The sequence below is a fragment of the Paracidovorax sp. genome, from assembly GCF_057642795.1.
The window spans coordinates 70,747-87,146 of sequence record NZ_JBXYZY010000021.1 but is presented as its reverse complement, the minus strand read 5'-3'; the positions used below and the strand labels follow the sequence as shown (position 1 = coordinate 87,146).

Genomic DNA, 16,400 nt, shown 5'->3' with positions numbered 1-16,400 from the left:
TCAGCGTCACACCACGGCATCGAGCGAGAAAAGAAGCCGGGTACCCACCCACGCCACCGCGCCGCACGGATAATGCGGCGTCCTCGATTCGCGCCCCCCCTTCCGAGCCGCCCGCCACCATGACCACCGCCTACCGCCTCACAGCTTCCACGGGAACGCACAAGGGGGATCGGGAGTACCAGCAGGACCAGGTCACCCTGCTGGCCCACCCGCACTTTCTCGGCTGCGTTCTGGGCGTGGTCGCGGACGGCATGGGCGGACGTAGCGGTGGCCGCCAGGCAGCCGATCAGGTCATGATGACGGCCCAGCAACTGTTCGAGCGCTATTCGCCAGAGACCGACGACGCCGCCGCCCTGCTGGACAGCCTGGCGCGCGAGGCGCATTTGGTGATCCGGCTCACGGCGGTCTCTGCCGAGCAAGAGCCGCACAGCACCTTTGCGGCTTTTCTCATCAACCCCAGCGGAGACTGCCACTGGGCGCACTCCGGGGACTCTCGCATTTACCACTTCCAGCGCGGCAAGCTGCTGCGGCGCACCCGGGATCATTCCTATGTGCAAACCCTGGTGGACCGGGGCGAGATCGACGAGGCCCAAGCCAGCGCGCACCCTCGCGCCAATGTGCTCGTCGGCTGCCTGGGCATGGAAGGCGATCCGCCGATCGACACCCACTGCATCAGCCGGCTGCAGCCAGGGGACGTGCTGCTGAACTGCACCGACGGGCTCTGGCACTACTTCTCCCCCACCGAAATGGCGCAGGCGCTGACCACACTGAGCCCACGCGAAGCGTCGGAACTGCTCATTCACAAGGCGCGCGCTCGGGCGCGCGGCGCCGGCGACAACCTCTCGCTGATCGTGGTGAAGATCGAGGCGCCCCAGGCGGCCTAGCCTTCGCCCGCAGTGCCCCCATGAGGCGGTGAAAACAATCACTGCGCGGCCGACGCCGGGCGCTCCGGAGGCGGCAGAGGCGCAGCCTGCTTGCGCCCGGATGCCGCTGCCTCGGCACGCGACTTCTCGTACTTGGCGCGGCGCTCCTGAGCCGCCTTCTGCTTGGCTTCGTAACGGGCACGCGACTCGGCCATACGGGCAGGCTCCTCGCTGAGCCGCCGGGTCTCATCCGCAGCGTGATTCGCCTGGCGGGCACGCTGCTGATCCGCACGCTGGCGGGCTTCCTGCGCCTTGGCGTCAACATCGGCCGGCTGGCGAGCGGCGGGCTGGGGCCGGGCCGCAGCCGCCGCCTCGCGGGCCTGCTGGCGCTGCTGGTTTTCCTGCACCGACTGGCGGCGGGCGGCGGCCTTTTCCTGCCGCTCCTGATCGTTGAGTTCGATCTCCCGCGCCCTCAGGGGACGCTCGGCTTCGCGCTCCTGCGCCCTCACCCGCAACAGGCAGCTCTCGACCACGAAGTGCTGATAGCACTGCCTTTCGTCCTGCTCTCGCCGGTCCTGCAGCGCCTGCCGCTGCTGCTTGATCTCGGCTCGCTCGCGCTCGCGCGCTTCCTGAACCGAGGCCGCAGCAGTGACAGTGGCGTTGGTGTTGGCAGCGGAAGCATCCGCCCCGGATGGTGCAGGCACCGCCGTCTGGGCCGACGCGGCAGCCGATGCCACGCCCAGCGCGAGGACCAGCGCGGCCGGAGCCACACAGCGCAGCACGGCCGCGATCGGGTTCAGAGGCAGATTCGTCTTCTTCATCAAGTCAGTCCGGTATCAACCAGGCGCCGCTCCAGCGCCAGGAACTCCTTGGATTGCATCTCGTTGAGCCGCGAGACGGTGCGCGGGAACTCGTGCGCCAGCGGGCCTTCGGTGTAGAGCTGCTCGGGCGGCACGGCAGCCGAGAGAATCAGCTTGACGCGGCGATCGTAGAGCACGTCGATCAGCCACGTGAAGCGGCGCGCCGGCGAAGCCATGGCCACGGGCATGTAAGGCACGTCGGAGAGCAGCACCGTGTGGAACTGCGTGGCGATCTCCAGGTAATCGTTCTGAGAGCGCGGGCCGCCGCACAGTTCCCGGAAATTGAACCACACCACGCCGCCGGCCTTGCGGCGCGCACGGATCTCCCGCGCCTCGATGTGCAGCACGGGGTCTTCGTCCGCCACCTCGGCCAGCTGGTCGAACGCCTCGGACATGGCGGCATCGGCATCGGGGCCCAGGGGCGTGTGATAGAGCTGCACCAGCTCCAGCGTACGGCGGCGATAGTCGGTGCCGTTGTCCACGTTGACCACCTCCATACGCTCGTTGAGCAGGGCGATGGCGGGCAGGATGCGGTCCCGGTGCAGGCCATCCGGGTACAGTTCGTCGGGCTTGAAGTTGGACGTGGTGACCAAGCCAACGCCGTTGTCGAACAGCGACTGCAGCAGCCGGTGCAGGATCATCGCGTCGGTGATATCGGCCACATGGAATTCGTCGAAGCAGATCAGCTTGAACCGCTTGGAGATGCGCGCGCCCAGCACGTCGAGCGGATTCACCGTGCCCTGCAGGTCGGCGAGTTCGCGGTGGACCTCGCGCATGAATTCGTGAAAGTGCAGCCGCACCTTGCGCTTGATGGGCACGGCGTTGAAGAAGCAATCCATCAGGAAGCTCTTGCCACGCCCCACACCGCCGTACATGTACACGCCACGCGGCACGGGCGGGCGGTGGATGAGCTTTTTCAAGGCGTTGGAGCGGCGCTCCTTGTACTCGGTCCACTCGTCGGCACAACGCTGCAGGGCGTCCACCGCGCGCAGTTGCGCCGGATCGCTGCGATACCCCTTGGCGGCGAGTTCCGCCTCATATGCCTGCCTGACTTTCATGCGCGCCTCGATGCTATAAAAACAATAGCTGCGAGCGCTTGAATTTCAAGCGCTCGCAGCTGATTTGGCTCAAATCACGAAAAGACCAGCGCGCGGCAGGCACCCGGCCTGCCGCACGGACCGGCCTCAGAAGTTGAGCGTGCGCTTGTCCACCGCCAGGGCGGCTTCCTTGGTGGCTTCGCTCAGGGACGGGTGGGCGTGGCAGATGCGCGCGATGTCTTCGGCGCTGGCCTTGAACTCCATGGCCACCACGGCTTCGGCGATCAACTCGCTGGCCATCGGGCCGACGATGTGGACACCCAGGATCTCGTCCGTCGCCGCGTCGGCCAGGAACTTGACCATGCCGGTCGTGTCGCCCAGCGCGCGCGCCCGGCCGTTGGCCAGGAACGGGAAGGTGCCGGCCTTGTACTTCACGCCGTCGGCCTTGAGCTGCTGCTCGGTGCGGCCCACCCACGCGATTTCCGGGTTGGTGTAGATCACCCAGGGAATCGTGTTGAAGTTCACGTGGCCGTGCTGGCCGGCGATGCGTTCCGCCACCGCCACGCCCTCTTCCTCGGCCTTGTGCGCCAGCATCGGGCCGCGCACCACGTCACCCACGGCCCACACGCCGGGCAGGTTGGTCTTGCAGTCGCCATCGACGACGATCGCGCCACGCTCGTCCAGCTGCAGGCCCACGGCTTCGGCGTTCAGGCCGATGGTGTTGGGCACGCGTCCGATGGAGACGATGAGCTTGTCCACGTCCAGCGACACGGCTTCGCCCTTGGCATTGGTATAGGCCACGTTCACGCCGGACTTGCCGGACTGGATCTCGCCAACCTTCACGCCCAGCTCGATCTTCAGGCCCTGCTTGTCGAAAGCCTTCTTGGCTTCCTTGGCGATCTGCTCGTCCACGGCGCCCAGGAAGGTCGGCAGGCCTTCGAGCACCGTCACCTCGGAACCCAGGCGACGCCAGACGGAACCCATTTCCAGGCCGATCACGCCGGAGCCGATTAGGCCCAGCTTCTTGGGCACCGCGCCGATGCGCAGCGCGCCGTCGTTGGACAGAATGTTCTCTTCATCGAACGGCGTGCCGGGCAGCGCGCGGGCGTTGGAGCCCGTGGCCACAATGATCTGCTTGCCCGTGAGGGTTTCGGTGTCCTTGCCGGCGACCTGGATCTCGTAGCCGCCTTCGGCCGCCTTCACGAACGAGCCACGGCCGTGGAAAAAGGTGACCTTGTTCTTCTTGAACAGGTACTGGATGCCGTCGTTGTTCTGCTTCACGACGTTGTCCTTGCGGCCCACCATCTTGGCCACGTCCATCGACAGGCCGGTGACGGAAATACCGTGGTCGGCGAAGTGATGGTTGGCCTGCTCGAAATGCTCGGACGATTGCAGCAGCGCTTTGGACGGGATGCAGCCCACGTTGGTGCAGGTGCCGCCCAGGGCCGGGCCGCCCTTGTCGTTCTTCCACTCGTCGATGCAGGCCACGTTAAAGCCCAGCTGGGCCGCACGGATGGCTGCGATGTAGCCGCCGGGGCCGCCGCCGATGACGATCACGTCGAATTGTTTGCTCATGAGGTACTCGCTTGTTCCGTTGAAGAAAGACCCACCGGCGGGCGCAGCCAGCGGCCAGCCACGCGGGTGGGTCGATGCCGTAGAGGGTTAGATGTCGAACAGCAGGCGCGACGGGTCTTCCAGCGCATCCTTCATGGCGACCAGGCCCAGCACGGCTTCGCGGCCGTCGATGATGCGGTGGTCATAGGACATGGCCAGGTAGTTCATCGGACGCACGACCACTTGGCCGTTCTCGACCACGGCGCGGTCCTTGGTCGCGTGAACGCCGAGGATGGCCGACTGGGGCGGGTTGATGATGGGGGTGGACATCATCGAGCCGAAGGTGCCGCCGTTGGAGATGGAGAACGTGCCGCCGGTCATCTCTTCGATGCCCAGCTTGCCTTCGGCCGCCTTCTTGCCGAACTCGGCGATCTTCTTCTCGATCTCGGCAAAGCTCATCTGGTCGGCATTGCGCAGGATGGGCACCACCAGACCACGGGGCGAGCCCACGGCGATACCGATATCGAAGTAGCCGTGGTAGACGATGTCGTTGCCGTCGACCGAGGCGTTCAGCACGGGGAACTTCTTCAGGGCGTGCACGGCGGCCTTGACGAAGAAGCTCATGAAGCCGATCTTCACGCCGTGTTCCTTGGTGAACGCGTCCTGGAACTTCTTGCGCATGTCCATCACGGGGGCCATGTTCACTTCGTTGAACGTGGTCAGGATGGCGTTGGTCGATTGCGACTGCAGCAGACGCTCGGCCACACGGGCGCGCAGGCGGGTCATGGGCACGCGCTGCTCTGGACGGTCGCCCAGGTTGGGGGCAGCAGGAGCAGCCACCTGGGGCAGTGCCTTGGTGGGCACGCCTGTGGGGATCACGCTAGGAGCGACAGCGGGCTTGGCACCACCGGCCACGGCGGCCAAAACGTCACCCTTGGTAACGCGGCCATCCTTGCCGGAGCCAGCCACGTCGCCAACAGACAGGTTGTTATCGGCCAGCAGCTTGGCAGCGGCAGGCATGGCCACATCGCCCTTGGAGCCGCCAGCAGCAGGTGCTGCCACGGCTGCCACTGCGGCAGCAGGGGCCGCAGCTGCGGCTGCGGGGGCAGCAGCAGGCGCAGCCGCGCCAGCCTTGCCTTCGGTGTCGATCTTGGCGATGACCTGGTCAGACACCACGGTGCCGCCATCACCCACGACCAGTTCAGCCAGCACGCCAGCCGCAGGTGCGGGCACTTCGAGCACGACCTTGTCGGTTTCGATTTCGATCAGGATTTCATCAGCAGCAACAGCTTCACCGGCTTTTTTCTTCCAGGTCAGCATGGTGGCTTCCGCCACGGATTCAGACAACTGGGGGACTTTGACTTCTACGATAGCCATGACAAATTCTTTCAGTGAGGGTTTTGTTCTGTATTCGGGTTTCCGGCCTTACTTGGTCAGGACAAAACCCTTGAGCTTGGCGAAGGCGGCATCCACCAGAGCCTTTTGCTGTTCCTGGTGCAGGTGCGAGTAACCCACCGCAGGCGATGCGGAGGCTGCACGGCCGGCATAACCCAGCTTCTGGCCATCGAGCATGTTCTCGTGGATGTTGTGCTGGATGAAGAACCAGGCGCCCTGGTTTTGGGGCTCGTCCTGGCACCACACCACGTCGGTAGCGTTCGGGTACTTCTTCAGCTCAGCGGCAAATGCCTTGTGCGGGAAGGGGTACAGCTGTTCCACGCGAATGATGGCCACGTCGTCGGCTTCCTTCTCGGTGCGCTTCTTCACCAGGTCGTAGTACACCTTGCCCGAGCAAGCGATCACACGCTTGACCTTGGCTGCCTTCTTCTCGATGGCGTCATCCTGCTCAGGAATCACCGTCTGGAAGCTACCCTTTGTGAACTCGGTCAGCGGCGAAGTGGCGTCCTTGTTGCGCAGCAGCGACTTGGGCGTGAAGATGACCAGCGGCTTGCGCAGGTCACGCACCATCTGGCGACGCAGCACGTGGAAGATCTGGCTGGCCGTGGTGGGCTGCACGAGCTGCATGTTGGCCTCGGCGGCCAGCTGCATGAAGCGCTCCACGCGGGCCGAGCTGTGCTCCGGGCCCTGGCCTTCGTAGCCGTGCGGCAGCATCAGCGTGATGCCGTTCACGCGGCCCCACTTAACCTCACCCGAGGCGATGAACTGGTCGATCACCACCTGCGCGCCGTTGACGAAGTCACCGAACTGCGCTTCCCAGATCACCAGGGTGTTGGGGTCGTTAGAGGCGTAGCCGTATTCGAAGGCCAGCACGGCCTCCTCGGACAGGATGGAGTCGATGACAGTGAACGGCGCCTGGTTCTCGGCGACGTTCTGCAGCGGCACGTAGGTGCCTTCGTCCCACTTCTCGCGCTTTTGGTCGTGGATGACGGCGTGGCGGTGCGTGAACGTGCCGCGGCCGCTGTCCTCGCCCGACAGGCGCACCGGGTAGCCCGAGGCCACCAGCGATGCGAAGGCCATGTGCTCGCCCATGCCCCAGTCCACATTGACCTCGCCACGGCCCATGGCCGCGCGGTCGTCGTATACCTTCTTCACCAGCTGGTGCGGCGTCACCGTCGGGGGCATGGTGGTGATGCGCTCGGCCAGGCGCTTCCACTCGGCCAGCGGAATGGCGGTGTCGCCGGCGTCGGTCCAGCTCTTGCCCAGGAAGGGGCTCCAGTCCACGGCGTACTTGCTCTTGAAGTTGGTCAGCACCGGATCGACCATGTGCTTGCCCTCCTCCAGCGCGGCGCGATAGGCCTTGGCCATGTCGTCGCCCAGCGTCTCGCCCAGACCCTGAGCCGCCAGCTTGTCGGCGTAGAGCTTGCGCGTGCCCGGGTGCTGGGAGATTTTCTTGTACATCAGCGGCTGCGTCAGCGCCGGCGTGTCCTGCTCGTTGTGGCCGAGCTTGCGGTAGCACACGATGTCCACCACCACGTCCTTGGAGAATTCCATGCGGAACTCCAGCGCCAGCTGCACCGCCAGGCACACGGCTTCCGGATCGTCGCCGTTCACGTGCAGCACGGGCGACTCGATCATCTTAACGATATCGGTGCAGTACAGCGTGGAGCGCAGGTCGCGCGGGTCGGAGGTGGTGAAGCCGATCTGGTTGTTGATGACCAGGTGCACCGTGCCGCCCGTGGTGTAGCCGCGGGTTTCCGACAGCGCCAGGGTTTCCTGGTTCACGCCCTGGCCGGCGAAGGCCGCATCGCCGTGCACCAGCACGGGCAGCACCTGCTTGCCCGCGTGGTCGCCGCGGCGGTCCATGCGCGAGCGCACCGAGCCCTCGACCACGGGGTTCACGATTTCCAGGTGCGAGGGGTTGAAGGCCAGCGACAGATGCACCGGGCCGCCGGTCGTGGAGACGTCGGAGGAAAAGCCCTGGTGGTACTTCACGTCACCGGCGGGCAGGTCCTCGGGGGCGGTGTGCTCGAACTCGGCGAACAGGTCCTTGGGCATCTTGCCCAGGGTGTTGACCAGCACGTTCAGGCGGCCGCGGTGGGCCATGCCGATCACCACTTCCTGCACGCCCTTCGCGCCTGCGGAGTTGATCAACTCGTCCATGGCGGCAATGAAGGACTCGCCCCCCTCGAGCGAGAAGCGCTTCTGGCCCACGTACTTGGTGTGCAGGTAGCGTTCCAGGCCTTCGGCGGCCGTCAGGCGCTCCAGGATGCGCTTTTTCTTGTCGGCAGAGAAGTTGGGCTTGCTGCGGATGCTTTCCAGCTTTTGCTGCCACCAGCGCTTTTGCACCTGGTCGGTGGCGTACATGTACTCCACGCCGATGGTGCCGCAGTAGGTCTCGCGCAGCGCGTTCAGCAGCTCGCGCAGGGACATCTTGTCCTTGCCGAAGAACGTGTTGCTGGTGTCGAACACGGTTTCCTGGTCGGCGTCGCTGAAGCCGTAGAACGAAGGCTCCAGTTCAGGAATGTTGGGGCGCTCTGTGCGCTTTAGGGGGTCCAGATCAGCCCAGCGCTGGCCCACATTGCGGTAGGCGGCAATCAGCTGCTGAACGGCGGTGCGCTTGCGGCCCATTTCGGCGTCAGCGCTTGCAACCACAACCTTGGTGCCGCCAGCCTTGGCGCGTTCTGCGAACGCGTTGACCACGGGAAGGTGCGGAACGTCCTTGGCATTGGATCCATCCACAGCGGGTACGTGCTGCAGTGCATCAAAGTATTCGCGCCATGTGTCTGGCACGCTGCCAGGATTGGCAAGGTAGTTTTCATACATCTCTTCGACATACGGCGCATTGCCGCCGAAGAGGTAGGTGTTGCCTTGGTAGGCTTGATAGACGGATGTCGTATCGCTCATATTCCGCTGACCTCCGCTCCCCTGCAGGGAGCATTAGCTGGTTGGTAAACCTTCCGCGACACGGCTGAACCGGTTGGCGGATGCGACTGTGGCTGGGAAGGGCCGGGGGTAGCAAAGCGTATTGTGCCACCGAACCCTCTGCCGGCCTCGCGCGGTTTCGGCAAAGATGCGCAACGCCTGGCAAGGGTCTGTCAGCGTGGCTTACATTTGCAGCAGTTCCACGGTATGGCTCCATGACCCCTTCCACGCTCCAAAACCGCACGCTGCTGCTGCTGCTGATCGCCGTCACGGTGGCCTTCTTCGCCATCCTCTGGCCGTTCTATGGTGCGATTTTCTGGGGCATGGTGCTCGCCATCCTTTTCACGCCGCTCTATCGCCGCCTCTTGCGCCGCATGCCCGCGCGCCCGAACACGGCGGCGCTGGCCACGCTGCTGTTGAGTCTGGTGGTGGTGATCCTGCCCATGACGCTGCTGAGCATCTCCCTGGTGCAGGAAGCCGGCCTGATCTATGAAAAGCTGAAGTCCGGCCAGATGAATCTGGGCGCCTACGCGCAGCAGGTGCTGGACGCCCTGCCCGCCTGGGCCATCTCGCTGCTGGAACGCTTCAATCTGACCTCCATGGCCGAGTTGCAAAGGCGTATTTCGTCGGTCGGCATGCAGGCAGGCCAGGTGTTGGCCACGCGGGCCTTTGACGTGGGGCAGAACACCCTGCAGTTCGTGGTCAGCCTGGGCATCATGCTGTACCTGCTCTTTTTTCTGCTGAGGGATGGCGCTGCGCTCGCCCAGCGCATCGGCGACGCGATCCCTCTTGACGAAGGCCACAAGCGACAGCTGATCAGCAAGTTCACCACGGTCATTCGCGCCACGGTCAAAGGCAATATCGTCGTGGCCGGGGTGCAGGGGGCGCTGGGCGGACTGATTTTCTGGATCCTGGGCATCCAGGGCCCTGTGCTCTGGGGCGTGCTCATGGCCTTCCTCTCGCTGCTGCCTGCGGTGGGTGCCGGCCTGATCTGGGGCCCGGTGGCCATCTATTTCTTCGCCACTGGCGCCCTGGTGCAAGGCAGCGTGCTGACGGCCTTCTGCGTGCTGGTGATCGGCCTCGTGGACAACATGTTGCGCCCCATTCTCGTGGGCAAGGACACCAAGATGCCCGACTACGTGGTACTCATCTCCACACTGGGCGGCATGTCGCTGTTCGGGCTGACGGGTTTCGTGGTCGGCCCCGCAGTCGCCGCACTCTTCATCGCGACCTGGGACTTGTTTGCGCCTCAGCGTGCAGGCGGAGGCTTCACGGGCCGTTGACACCGACATTGCCAGCAGGCAGGCTGGCGGTTTCGCCCTCGCCTGCCCGTCGATGTCTGGCCCTGCCCTCGGCGAGTGCCTTGCCACCTCGCCGCCGGCAGTCCATGCCGCTGACCTGAGATGCGTCCACTTTCGCCCCGCCGTTACGCCCTGCTGGCCCTGGTTCTGTCACTGGCCATTGCAGCGCTTTTCGCGCGCGCGCTGCTGACGCTGCGCGAAGAGCAGTGGGACCATGCGAGCCAGACCAACGCCAACCTGGCGCACACGATCCAGCAGAACATCGGCCGCACCATCGACGGCATCAACGAGTCGCTGAGCGGAATGGTGGAAAGCCTGCAACGCGATGACATCAAGACGCTGTCGCTGGCCACGCGCCGCGCACTGATCTTTGACCGCTCGCTGCGCATGGAAGGCATCGGCGCCACCCTCGTGCTCGACCAGGCGGGGCACATCGTGCTGGATTCGGCATCGGAGGTGCCCCGCAAGGGAAATTTCGCCGACCGCGAGTATTTCCAGGTGCATCAGCAGGGCACCGTACAGGGGCTTTTCATCGGCACGCCCTTGCGCAGCAGGCTGGCGAATGGCGGCCTGATGATCCCGTTCAGCCGCGCCTACTTCCACAAGGACGGCAGCTTTGCGGGCGTGGTGCTCTGCAGCGTGCAGGTGGAGTACCTCGACAAGCTGCTCGCCTCTGCGAACCTGGGCACCTCCAGCCTTGCCAACCTGTGGCGCGAAGACGGCATGGTGGTGGCTAATGCACCGCGCGACGATGAGGCAGTGGGGACCTTCACGATGAGCTATGCCCAGTTGCGCCGCTCAGCCACGGCAGACCACGGAACTTTCACTGATATCGGGCTGACCGATGGCATCGAGCGCATGCACGTCTTTCAGCACGTCCCGCGCTATCCACTGGTCGTCGGGCTGGCGCAGCCTGTGAACTCCATCCTCGCGCAGTGGCGACGCAGCGCCCTGCTGTGGGGCGGGCTGGCCGCGCTGCTGGTGATCGCCAGCCTGGCACTGGCCTGGCTCTTCGTGCGCGAGGTGCGCATGCGGCAGTCCATTGGCGGTCAGCTCCGGCAGGTCGAACACGACCTGGCCACCATCTTGCACAACCTGCCCTCGATGGTGGCCTACTGGGACAGCGAGCTGCGCAACCGCTATGCCAACCAGGCCTATCTTTCCTGGTCGGGCCTGAGTGCCGAGCAGCTGCGTGCCCGCCGCATGGACGAGGTGGCGGGCCCGCGCTTTTATTCGCAGGTGGAGCCGTACGTCCAACAGGCGCTGCTGGGCTATCGCCAGGTCTTCGAGCGCACCTTGCGCATGCCCTCCGGCGAGACGCGCTATGGCGTCGTTTCCTATGTTCCTGACCTGCACGATGGCAAGGTGCAGGGCTTTTTCGTGCAGATCGACGATCTGACGGAGCGCAAGCGCATGGAAGACATGCTGTTCGAAGAAAAGGAACTCGTGCGTCTCACGCTGCAGGCCATCGGCGACGCGGTGATCTGCACCGACGCCGAAGGCCACGTCACCTACCTCAATCCGGTGGCCGAGGTGATGACCGGCTGGCAGGCGTTCGACGCTTCCGGCCAGCACGTGAACTTCGTCGCCCCGCTGCAGATGCCCTCGGGACACCCGGACGACGACAGCCCCGTGCAGCGCGCACTAGCCGAAGGCACCAACCAATTGGTGCAGCGCGGGGTGGTGCTGCGCCGGCGCAACGGCGAGGAGATCGAGATCGAGCAGTCCGCCAGCCCGATCACGGATGTCGAGGGCAAAGTCACGGGCGCGGTCATGGTGCTGCGCGACGTGACCGAATCCATGGCCTTGTCACGCCGCCTGGCGCACCTGGCGCAGTACGACGCACTGACCGACCTGCCCAACCGGCTTTTGCTGCAGGACCGCGCATACCAGGCCATCGCACGGGCCAAGCGGGATGGCCATTGCATGGCACTCATCTACATTGATCTGGACGGCTTCAAGCAGGTCAACGACACCCTGGGCCACGATGCCGGCGACGCGCTGCTGGTGCAGATCGCCAAGCGTTTCCAGGCCGCCGTTCGGCAGTCCGACACCGTCTGCCGCCAGGGGGGCGATGAGTTCATCGTGCTGCTGCCCAACCTGGAAGATGCCCAGCAGGCGCTGGTGGTGGCCGGCAAACTGCAGGCGGCCTGCACAGCGCCCTTCGAGCTGGAGGGCCACCAGCGGCAGATCCACCTGAGCGGCGGCATCGCGCTCTATCCGCAGCACGGCCAGGACTTCGAGGCGCTGTCTCGCAACGCAGACGCCGCCATGTACGTGGCCAAGCGTGCAGGCCGGCACCAGTTCCGGGTGTTCGGCGACAAGGGAATGCCCGACGCAGGCATCAACGCCAACGCCACAGCCGACTGACCACGCGAGCGCAGCAGACCCGCGTTTCACTCGGGCTCAATGCCTGCTGCCTTGATCACCTGGCCCCACTTGCGGGTCTCGGCCGCCTGGAAGCGGGCCAGCTCGTCGGGCGTGGTGGTCCAGGCCTCGGATCCGGCCATGTCGTAGAAAGCCTTGGCCGGCGCGCTGCGGGTGGCGTGGGTGAGCAGCTCGTTAAGCCGCGCCACCACGGGCGCCGGCGTGCCTGCAGGCACGTAGGCGGCGAACCAGTAGCCCATGTCGTAGCCCTTCACGCCGGCCTCATCGAGCGTCGGAACGTCCGGCAGCTGGCTGCTGCGCCTGGGGGTCGAATACCCCAGCGCGCGCAGCTTGCCGGCCTTGATCTGCGGCACGCCGGTGGAAGTGTCGGTGATCATCAGGTCGATCTGGCCGCCCAGCAGGTCGGTGATGGCGAGTGGGTTGCTCTTGTAGGGCACGTCCAGCAGGTCCACGCCCGCCAGCTGCTTGAGCATCTCGCCGGCCACGCGGCTGGAAGAGCTGCCGCTGCCGAAGCTCAGCTTGCCGGGCTGCTTCTTCGCGGCGGCCAGCAGGTCCGCCACGCTCCGGTAGGGCGAGGCGGCATTCACCACCAGCACCTGGCCGCCCTTGCCCAGGCCGGTGACCGGGGCGAAGTCCTTCACCGCGTCGTAGCCGGGCTTCTTGTAGAGATGCTCGTTGGCCGCCTGCGTGGTGTTGGTCGTGATGAGCACCGTGTAGCCATCGGGCTGGGCCTTGGCCACGAACTGCGCCGCGATCATGCCGCTGGCGCCGCCGCGGTTGTCCACCACCACGGGTTGCCGTGTATCGCTGCTGATCGACTGACCGAGCGCGCGGGCCAGCTGGTCGGTGGCACTGCCGGCCGCGAAAGGCACGACGAAGGTGATGGGCTTGGACGGATAGGCTGGCACCTGGGCCTGCGCGCTGGCTGCGGCCGAAAGGCCCAGCACGGCAGCGGCTGCAGCGCTGACCAGAACGCGCCGCCGGCGAGCGCTCTCGGCGAGGTGGCGGGCGGTGGATGGATCTGTGGTCATCTTGTCTCCTGGGTATTGATGTAATGGACTGGAACGGAAAGAAGCCACGCGGCGCAGCCGTCAGGCGGGACCTGCCAGGTGCGCCAGCAGTGGGACGGGAACCTCCACCGACAGCTCCAGCAGCCGGAATGAAAGCGCCTTGCCGTGGCTGTCGAGGTTGAGCGCGTCGTTGACGCCGCCGTCGAGCACGTCGTCGATGACGAAGTTCATCGCGTGCAGGTTCGGCAGCAGGTAGCGCGTCACGGCACTCGGCCGGCGCGCCGCGAAGTGGCTTGCCACGGCGGCTTCGGTCACCTGCGCCACCAGCACGTCCCAGAGGGCCGGATGCCAGGCGATCACGCTGATGTTGGAGCGGTTGCCCTTGTCGCCCGTGCGGCTGTGGGCCAGGCGGTAGAGCGGCACGCGGGCGGAGCGGGATCGAAAGGTCATGTGGTGGCTCCTCGTGTCGGCAGGGCGGAGCCGGCTTGCGGGGCGTCCAGCCAGTCGTAGCGCGTATCGACCGCTTCGCGGGGTACCAGGCACGAAACGGTGCCCAGTCGTGGGCGCATGGCCGTGCGTACCCCGCCGCCACCGGCCGGGCCGCAGCAGTAGAGCGCCGTCACTTCGCGCACCAGACGCTGGGCCGTGGCATGGTCGCGGTGCTGCCAGGCCACGCGCAGGCGCACGTCGCGGGCATCGTCGCCGGGCGCCTGCGCCGCGCTGTCATCGAACCACTGGCTGGCGTCATCGCCAAAAACGCTGGCCACACCGATGAGGTCGATGCGCAGCGGCGCCACGCCCGCCAGCCGGGCGCGCAGCACTTCGCCCGCCAGCCGCGCCCGGGCGCCCGCGCGCGGGCCGGCATACGAGATCTCGCCTTCAGCGAACCAGCCGGCCTCGAAGCAGACATTCACCTTGAGGCAGTCGGGCCGCGCATGGCCGCGCACGCCGCTGAGGCGAACGCTGTCCGGCCCCTTCGGTGCGACGCAGGCCTGCGTAATGTCAGCCACCACGTCGGGCGTGAGGTAGGCGGCCGGGTCGTGCAGTTCGTAGAGCAGCTGCTCCTTGACCGTGCGCTCGTCAAGCCGCCCGCCGGTGCCGGGTGGCTTGGTGATCGTGCAGTGCCCGTCGGCCTCGATGCGGGCGATGGGGTAGCCCAGGTGGGCCAGGTCGGGCACGTCCTTGTAGCCCGGATCGGCGAAATAGCCGCCCGTGACCTGCGCGCCGCACTCCAGCAGATGCCCGGCCATGGTGGCGCGGGCCAGGCGGTCCCAGTCATCCGCCGCCCAGCCGAAATGCGCCAGCGCCGGCCCCAGCACCAGCGAGGGGTCTGCCACCCGCCCGCAGACCACCACGTCGGCGCCGGCACGCAGCGCATCAGCGATGCACTGCGCGCCGATATAGGCATTGGCACTGACGATGGGCTCGGCCGGCAGGCCATCGCCCAGGGCCTGCCGCAGCAGCTCCCGGTGCGCGGGACCGCTCAGGTCGTCGCCCTGGACGATCGCAATGCGCGGCGTGCGGGTGCCGAGTTCCTGCGCCAGCTCGCGGATGCGCCGGGCTGCGCCCAGCGGATTGGCCGCGCCAAAGTTGCTGACGATGCGCACGCCGTGCGCCAGGCACTGCGCCAGCACCGGGCGCAGCATCTCGTCCAGCAGCGGCTCGTAGCCACCGCCGGGCTGGCTGCGGCGCGCCAGCTGCGCCAGCGCCAGCGTGCGCTCGGCCAGGGTCTCGAAGATCAGAACCGCAGGCAAGCCGCTGGCGATGAGCGCCTGCACGACCGGCGCAGCGGCGTCGGTGCGGTCACCTGAAAAACCGGCTGCGCAGCCGATGAGCAAAGGAGGAAGGTCGGCCGTGGACATGCTGCGTGGGGATGGGCTTCGTGAGGGAAGAAGCGTGGATGTCATGGCGCCGTGCGATAGGAGCGATAGCGCATGAAGCCACTGTAGGCAGCCCACTGCGCCTTGGGAAATCGATAATCAAGATGGATTCATCTGTGAATCCGATGAATTCAAACCGGGGACCTGCCGTGAACCTCTCCACCCGCCAGATCGACGCCTTTCTCGCGCTGGCCGCGCAGCGCAACTTCACGCGAGCGGCGGCGCAGTGCCATCTGTCGCAGCCGGCCTTCAGCGCGCTGGTGCGCTCGCTGGAAGACGGCCTGGGCCTGCGGCTCTTCGACCGCAGCACGCGCCATGTCGAACTCACGCCCGAGGGTGAGAACTTCATGGCCGCGGCGCGCCGCATCCGCGCCGAGGTGGACGTGGCCCTGGCCGGCGTGCGCGATGCGGTCACGCTGCAGCGCGGCCGCGTGGCGATCGCGCTGCTGCCCTCGCTGGCAGCGGGCTGGCTGCCGCACGTGCTGGCGCGCTACCGCGAACGGCACCCGGGCATCGAGCTGGACATCGCCGACGTGCTCTCCGAGCCCTGCATCGAGCGTGTGGCGGCCGGAACCGCGGACTTCGCGCTGGCCGCCATCCGCGCCGACACGCCCGAGTTGCGCGCCGAACCCTTCTGCACCGACGGCTTCCACCTGGTCTGCCGCAGCGATCACCCGCTGGCCGCCGGCGCCGGGCGAAGCGGACGCACCCGCACCGCCGGCGCGCTCATGCCGGCCGATCTCGCAGCCTGGCCCTTCGTGCATCTGGCGCGCCACAGCAGCGTGCGGCAGTACCTGGAAGCCGCCTTCCATCCCCAGGCCATGCGCACGCTGATGGAGGTCGAGCAGCTCGCCACCGTGATGGGCATGGTGCGCGCGGGCCTGGGCATCAGCGTGGTGCCCACCCTCGCCCTCTTCCATTTCGAGCAGCCCGGCCTGGTCACCCGGCCGCTGGCGCTGCCCGGCCTCACCCGGCAGATCTACCTCGTGCGCTGGCGCGACCGGGGCCTGTCGCCGGCCGCGCAGGCGCTCTATGCCCAGGTGATGGAGCAGCGTCCGCAGGGCTGAAGGCCAGCGCAAAGAGGGACGCCGATCAGGGGTATGTGACACGTTTCTGTCATCGCCTGATTTCTAGACTGCCCAGCGCTTCCTGATCACTCGCCGCGGCGGGCCAACCCGGCCCCGCAC

General features: G+C 66.4%; 12 protein-coding genes. 4 read left to right on the top strand and 8 right to left on the bottom strand.

What is annotated here, in order from left to right; all coding sequences use genetic code 11:
• The first annotated feature begins 119 nt into the window (after positions 1-119).
• Positions 120-884, top strand: coding sequence for a PP2C family protein-serine/threonine phosphatase (locus AC3A84_RS07390; RefSeq protein WP_487968953.1), 765 nt, complete (start codon positions 120-122; stop codon positions 882-884).
• A gap of 38 nt (positions 885-922) precedes the next feature.
• Here AC3A84_RS07390 and AC3A84_RS07385 read toward each other — a convergent pair whose 3' ends face one another.
• From AC3A84_RS07385 to AC3A84_RS07365, 5 genes are all read right to left on the bottom strand, one after another.
• Entirely contained in the window at positions 923-1,684 is a 762-nt protein-coding gene (locus AC3A84_RS07385; protein WP_487968952.1) for a hypothetical protein, read from the bottom strand.
• Positions 1,684-2,781: a cell division protein ZapE gene (gene zapE / locus AC3A84_RS07380; protein ID WP_487968951.1), complete on the bottom strand. Its 1,098-nt coding sequence runs from the start codon at positions 2,779-2,781 to the stop codon at positions 1,684-1,686. Before zapE ends, AC3A84_RS07385 begins: the two co-directional genes overlap by 1 nt.
• A gap of 126 nt (positions 2,782-2,907) precedes the next feature.
• On the bottom strand, positions 2,908-4,335 hold the full coding sequence (gene lpdA / locus AC3A84_RS07375) for a dihydrolipoyl dehydrogenase (RefSeq protein WP_487968950.1): 1,428 nt from the start codon (positions 4,333-4,335) through the stop codon (positions 2,908-2,910).
• 87 nt (positions 4,336-4,422) lie between these two features.
• On the bottom strand, positions 4,423-5,691 hold the full coding sequence (gene odhB, locus AC3A84_RS07370; protein WP_487968949.1) for a 2-oxoglutarate dehydrogenase complex dihydrolipoyllysine-residue succinyltransferase: 1,269 nt from the start codon (positions 5,689-5,691) through the stop codon (positions 4,423-4,425).
• Between the two features lie 48 nt (positions 5,692-5,739).
• Positions 5,740-8,616, bottom strand: a complete 2,877-nt coding sequence (locus AC3A84_RS07365) for a 2-oxoglutarate dehydrogenase E1 component (RefSeq protein WP_487968948.1) — start codon at positions 8,614-8,616, stop codon at positions 5,740-5,742.
• Positions 8,617-8,849: 233 nt separating this feature from the next.
• Between AC3A84_RS07365 and AC3A84_RS07360 the strand changes: the two genes are divergently transcribed.
• Complete coding sequence (locus AC3A84_RS07360; protein WP_487968946.1) at positions 8,850-9,917, top strand: AI-2E family transporter; 1,068 nt, start codon at positions 8,850-8,852, stop codon at positions 9,915-9,917.
• A 120-nt stretch (positions 9,918-10,037) separates the two neighbouring features.
• Positions 10,038-12,305 carry a diguanylate cyclase domain-containing protein gene (locus tag AC3A84_RS07355; RefSeq protein ID WP_487968945.1) on the top strand — a complete coding sequence of 756 codons (2,268 nt, stop codon included), beginning with the start codon at positions 10,038-10,040 and terminating at the stop codon, positions 12,303-12,305.
• Positions 12,306-12,331: 26 nt separating this feature from the next.
• Here AC3A84_RS07355 and AC3A84_RS07350 read toward each other — a convergent pair whose 3' ends face one another.
• From AC3A84_RS07350 to AC3A84_RS07340, 3 genes are read right to left on the bottom strand one after another with little or no spacing between them, the layout of a single operon-like run.
• Positions 12,332-13,354: a Bug family tripartite tricarboxylate transporter substrate binding protein gene (locus AC3A84_RS07350; RefSeq protein ID WP_487968944.1), complete on the bottom strand. Its 1,023-nt coding sequence runs from the start codon at positions 13,352-13,354 to the stop codon at positions 12,332-12,334.
• Between the two features lie 60 nt (positions 13,355-13,414).
• Positions 13,415-13,783, bottom strand: coding sequence for an AtuA-related protein (locus tag AC3A84_RS07345; protein WP_487968943.1), 369 nt, complete (start codon positions 13,781-13,783; stop codon positions 13,415-13,417).
• The gene (locus AC3A84_RS07340; RefSeq protein ID WP_487968942.1) at positions 13,780-15,195 is read right to left on the bottom strand and encodes an acyclic terpene utilization AtuA family protein; all 1,416 of its coding nucleotides are present in this window, start codon (positions 15,193-15,195) and stop codon (positions 13,780-13,782) included. The genes AC3A84_RS07345 and AC3A84_RS07340 overlap by 4 nt, the downstream gene beginning before the upstream one ends.
• A 167-nt stretch (positions 15,196-15,362) precedes the next feature.
• Between AC3A84_RS07340 and AC3A84_RS07335 the strand changes: the two genes are divergently transcribed.
• Positions 15,363-16,280, top strand: coding sequence for a LysR family transcriptional regulator (locus AC3A84_RS07335; RefSeq protein ID WP_487968941.1), 918 nt, complete (start codon positions 15,363-15,365; stop codon positions 16,278-16,280).
• Positions 16,281-16,400 lie beyond the last annotated feature (120 nt).

Excerpts from the sequence above, each read along its gene's own strand:
- odhB (WP_487968949.1), bottom strand. The coding sequence starts at position 5,691 with ATGGCTATCGTAGAAGTCAAAGTCCCCCAGTTGTCTGAATCCGTGGCG.
- AC3A84_RS07355 (WP_487968945.1), top strand. The coding sequence starts at position 10,038 with ATGCGTCCACTTTCGCCCCGCCGTTACGCCCTGCTGGCCCTGGTTCTG.
- AC3A84_RS07385 (WP_487968952.1), bottom strand. The coding sequence starts at position 1,684 with ATGAAGAAGACGAATCTGCCTCTGAACCCGATCGCGGCCGTGCTGCGC.
- zapE (WP_487968951.1), bottom strand. The coding sequence starts at position 2,781 with ATGAAAGTCAGGCAGGCATATGAGGCGGAACTCGCCGCCAAGGGGTAT.
- lpdA (WP_487968950.1), bottom strand. The coding sequence starts at position 4,335 with ATGAGCAAACAATTCGACGTGATCGTCATCGGCGGCGGCCCCGGCGGC.
- AC3A84_RS07365 (WP_487968948.1), bottom strand. The coding sequence starts at position 8,616 with ATGAGCGATACGACATCCGTCTATCAAGCCTACCAAGGCAACACCTAC.
- AC3A84_RS07360 (WP_487968946.1), top strand. The coding sequence starts at position 8,850 with ATGACCCCTTCCACGCTCCAAAACCGCACGCTGCTGCTGCTGCTGATC.
- AC3A84_RS07340 (WP_487968942.1), bottom strand. The coding sequence starts at position 15,195 with ATGTCCACGGCCGACCTTCCTCCTTTGCTCATCGGCTGCGCAGCCGGT.
- AC3A84_RS07345 (WP_487968943.1), bottom strand. The coding sequence starts at position 13,783 with ATGACCTTTCGATCCCGCTCCGCCCGCGTGCCGCTCTACCGCCTGGCC.
- AC3A84_RS07390 (WP_487968953.1), top strand. The coding sequence starts at position 120 with ATGACCACCGCCTACCGCCTCACAGCTTCCACGGGAACGCACAAGGGG.
- AC3A84_RS07350 (WP_487968944.1), bottom strand. The coding sequence starts at position 13,354 with ATGACCACAGATCCATCCACCGCCCGCCACCTCGCCGAGAGCGCTCGC.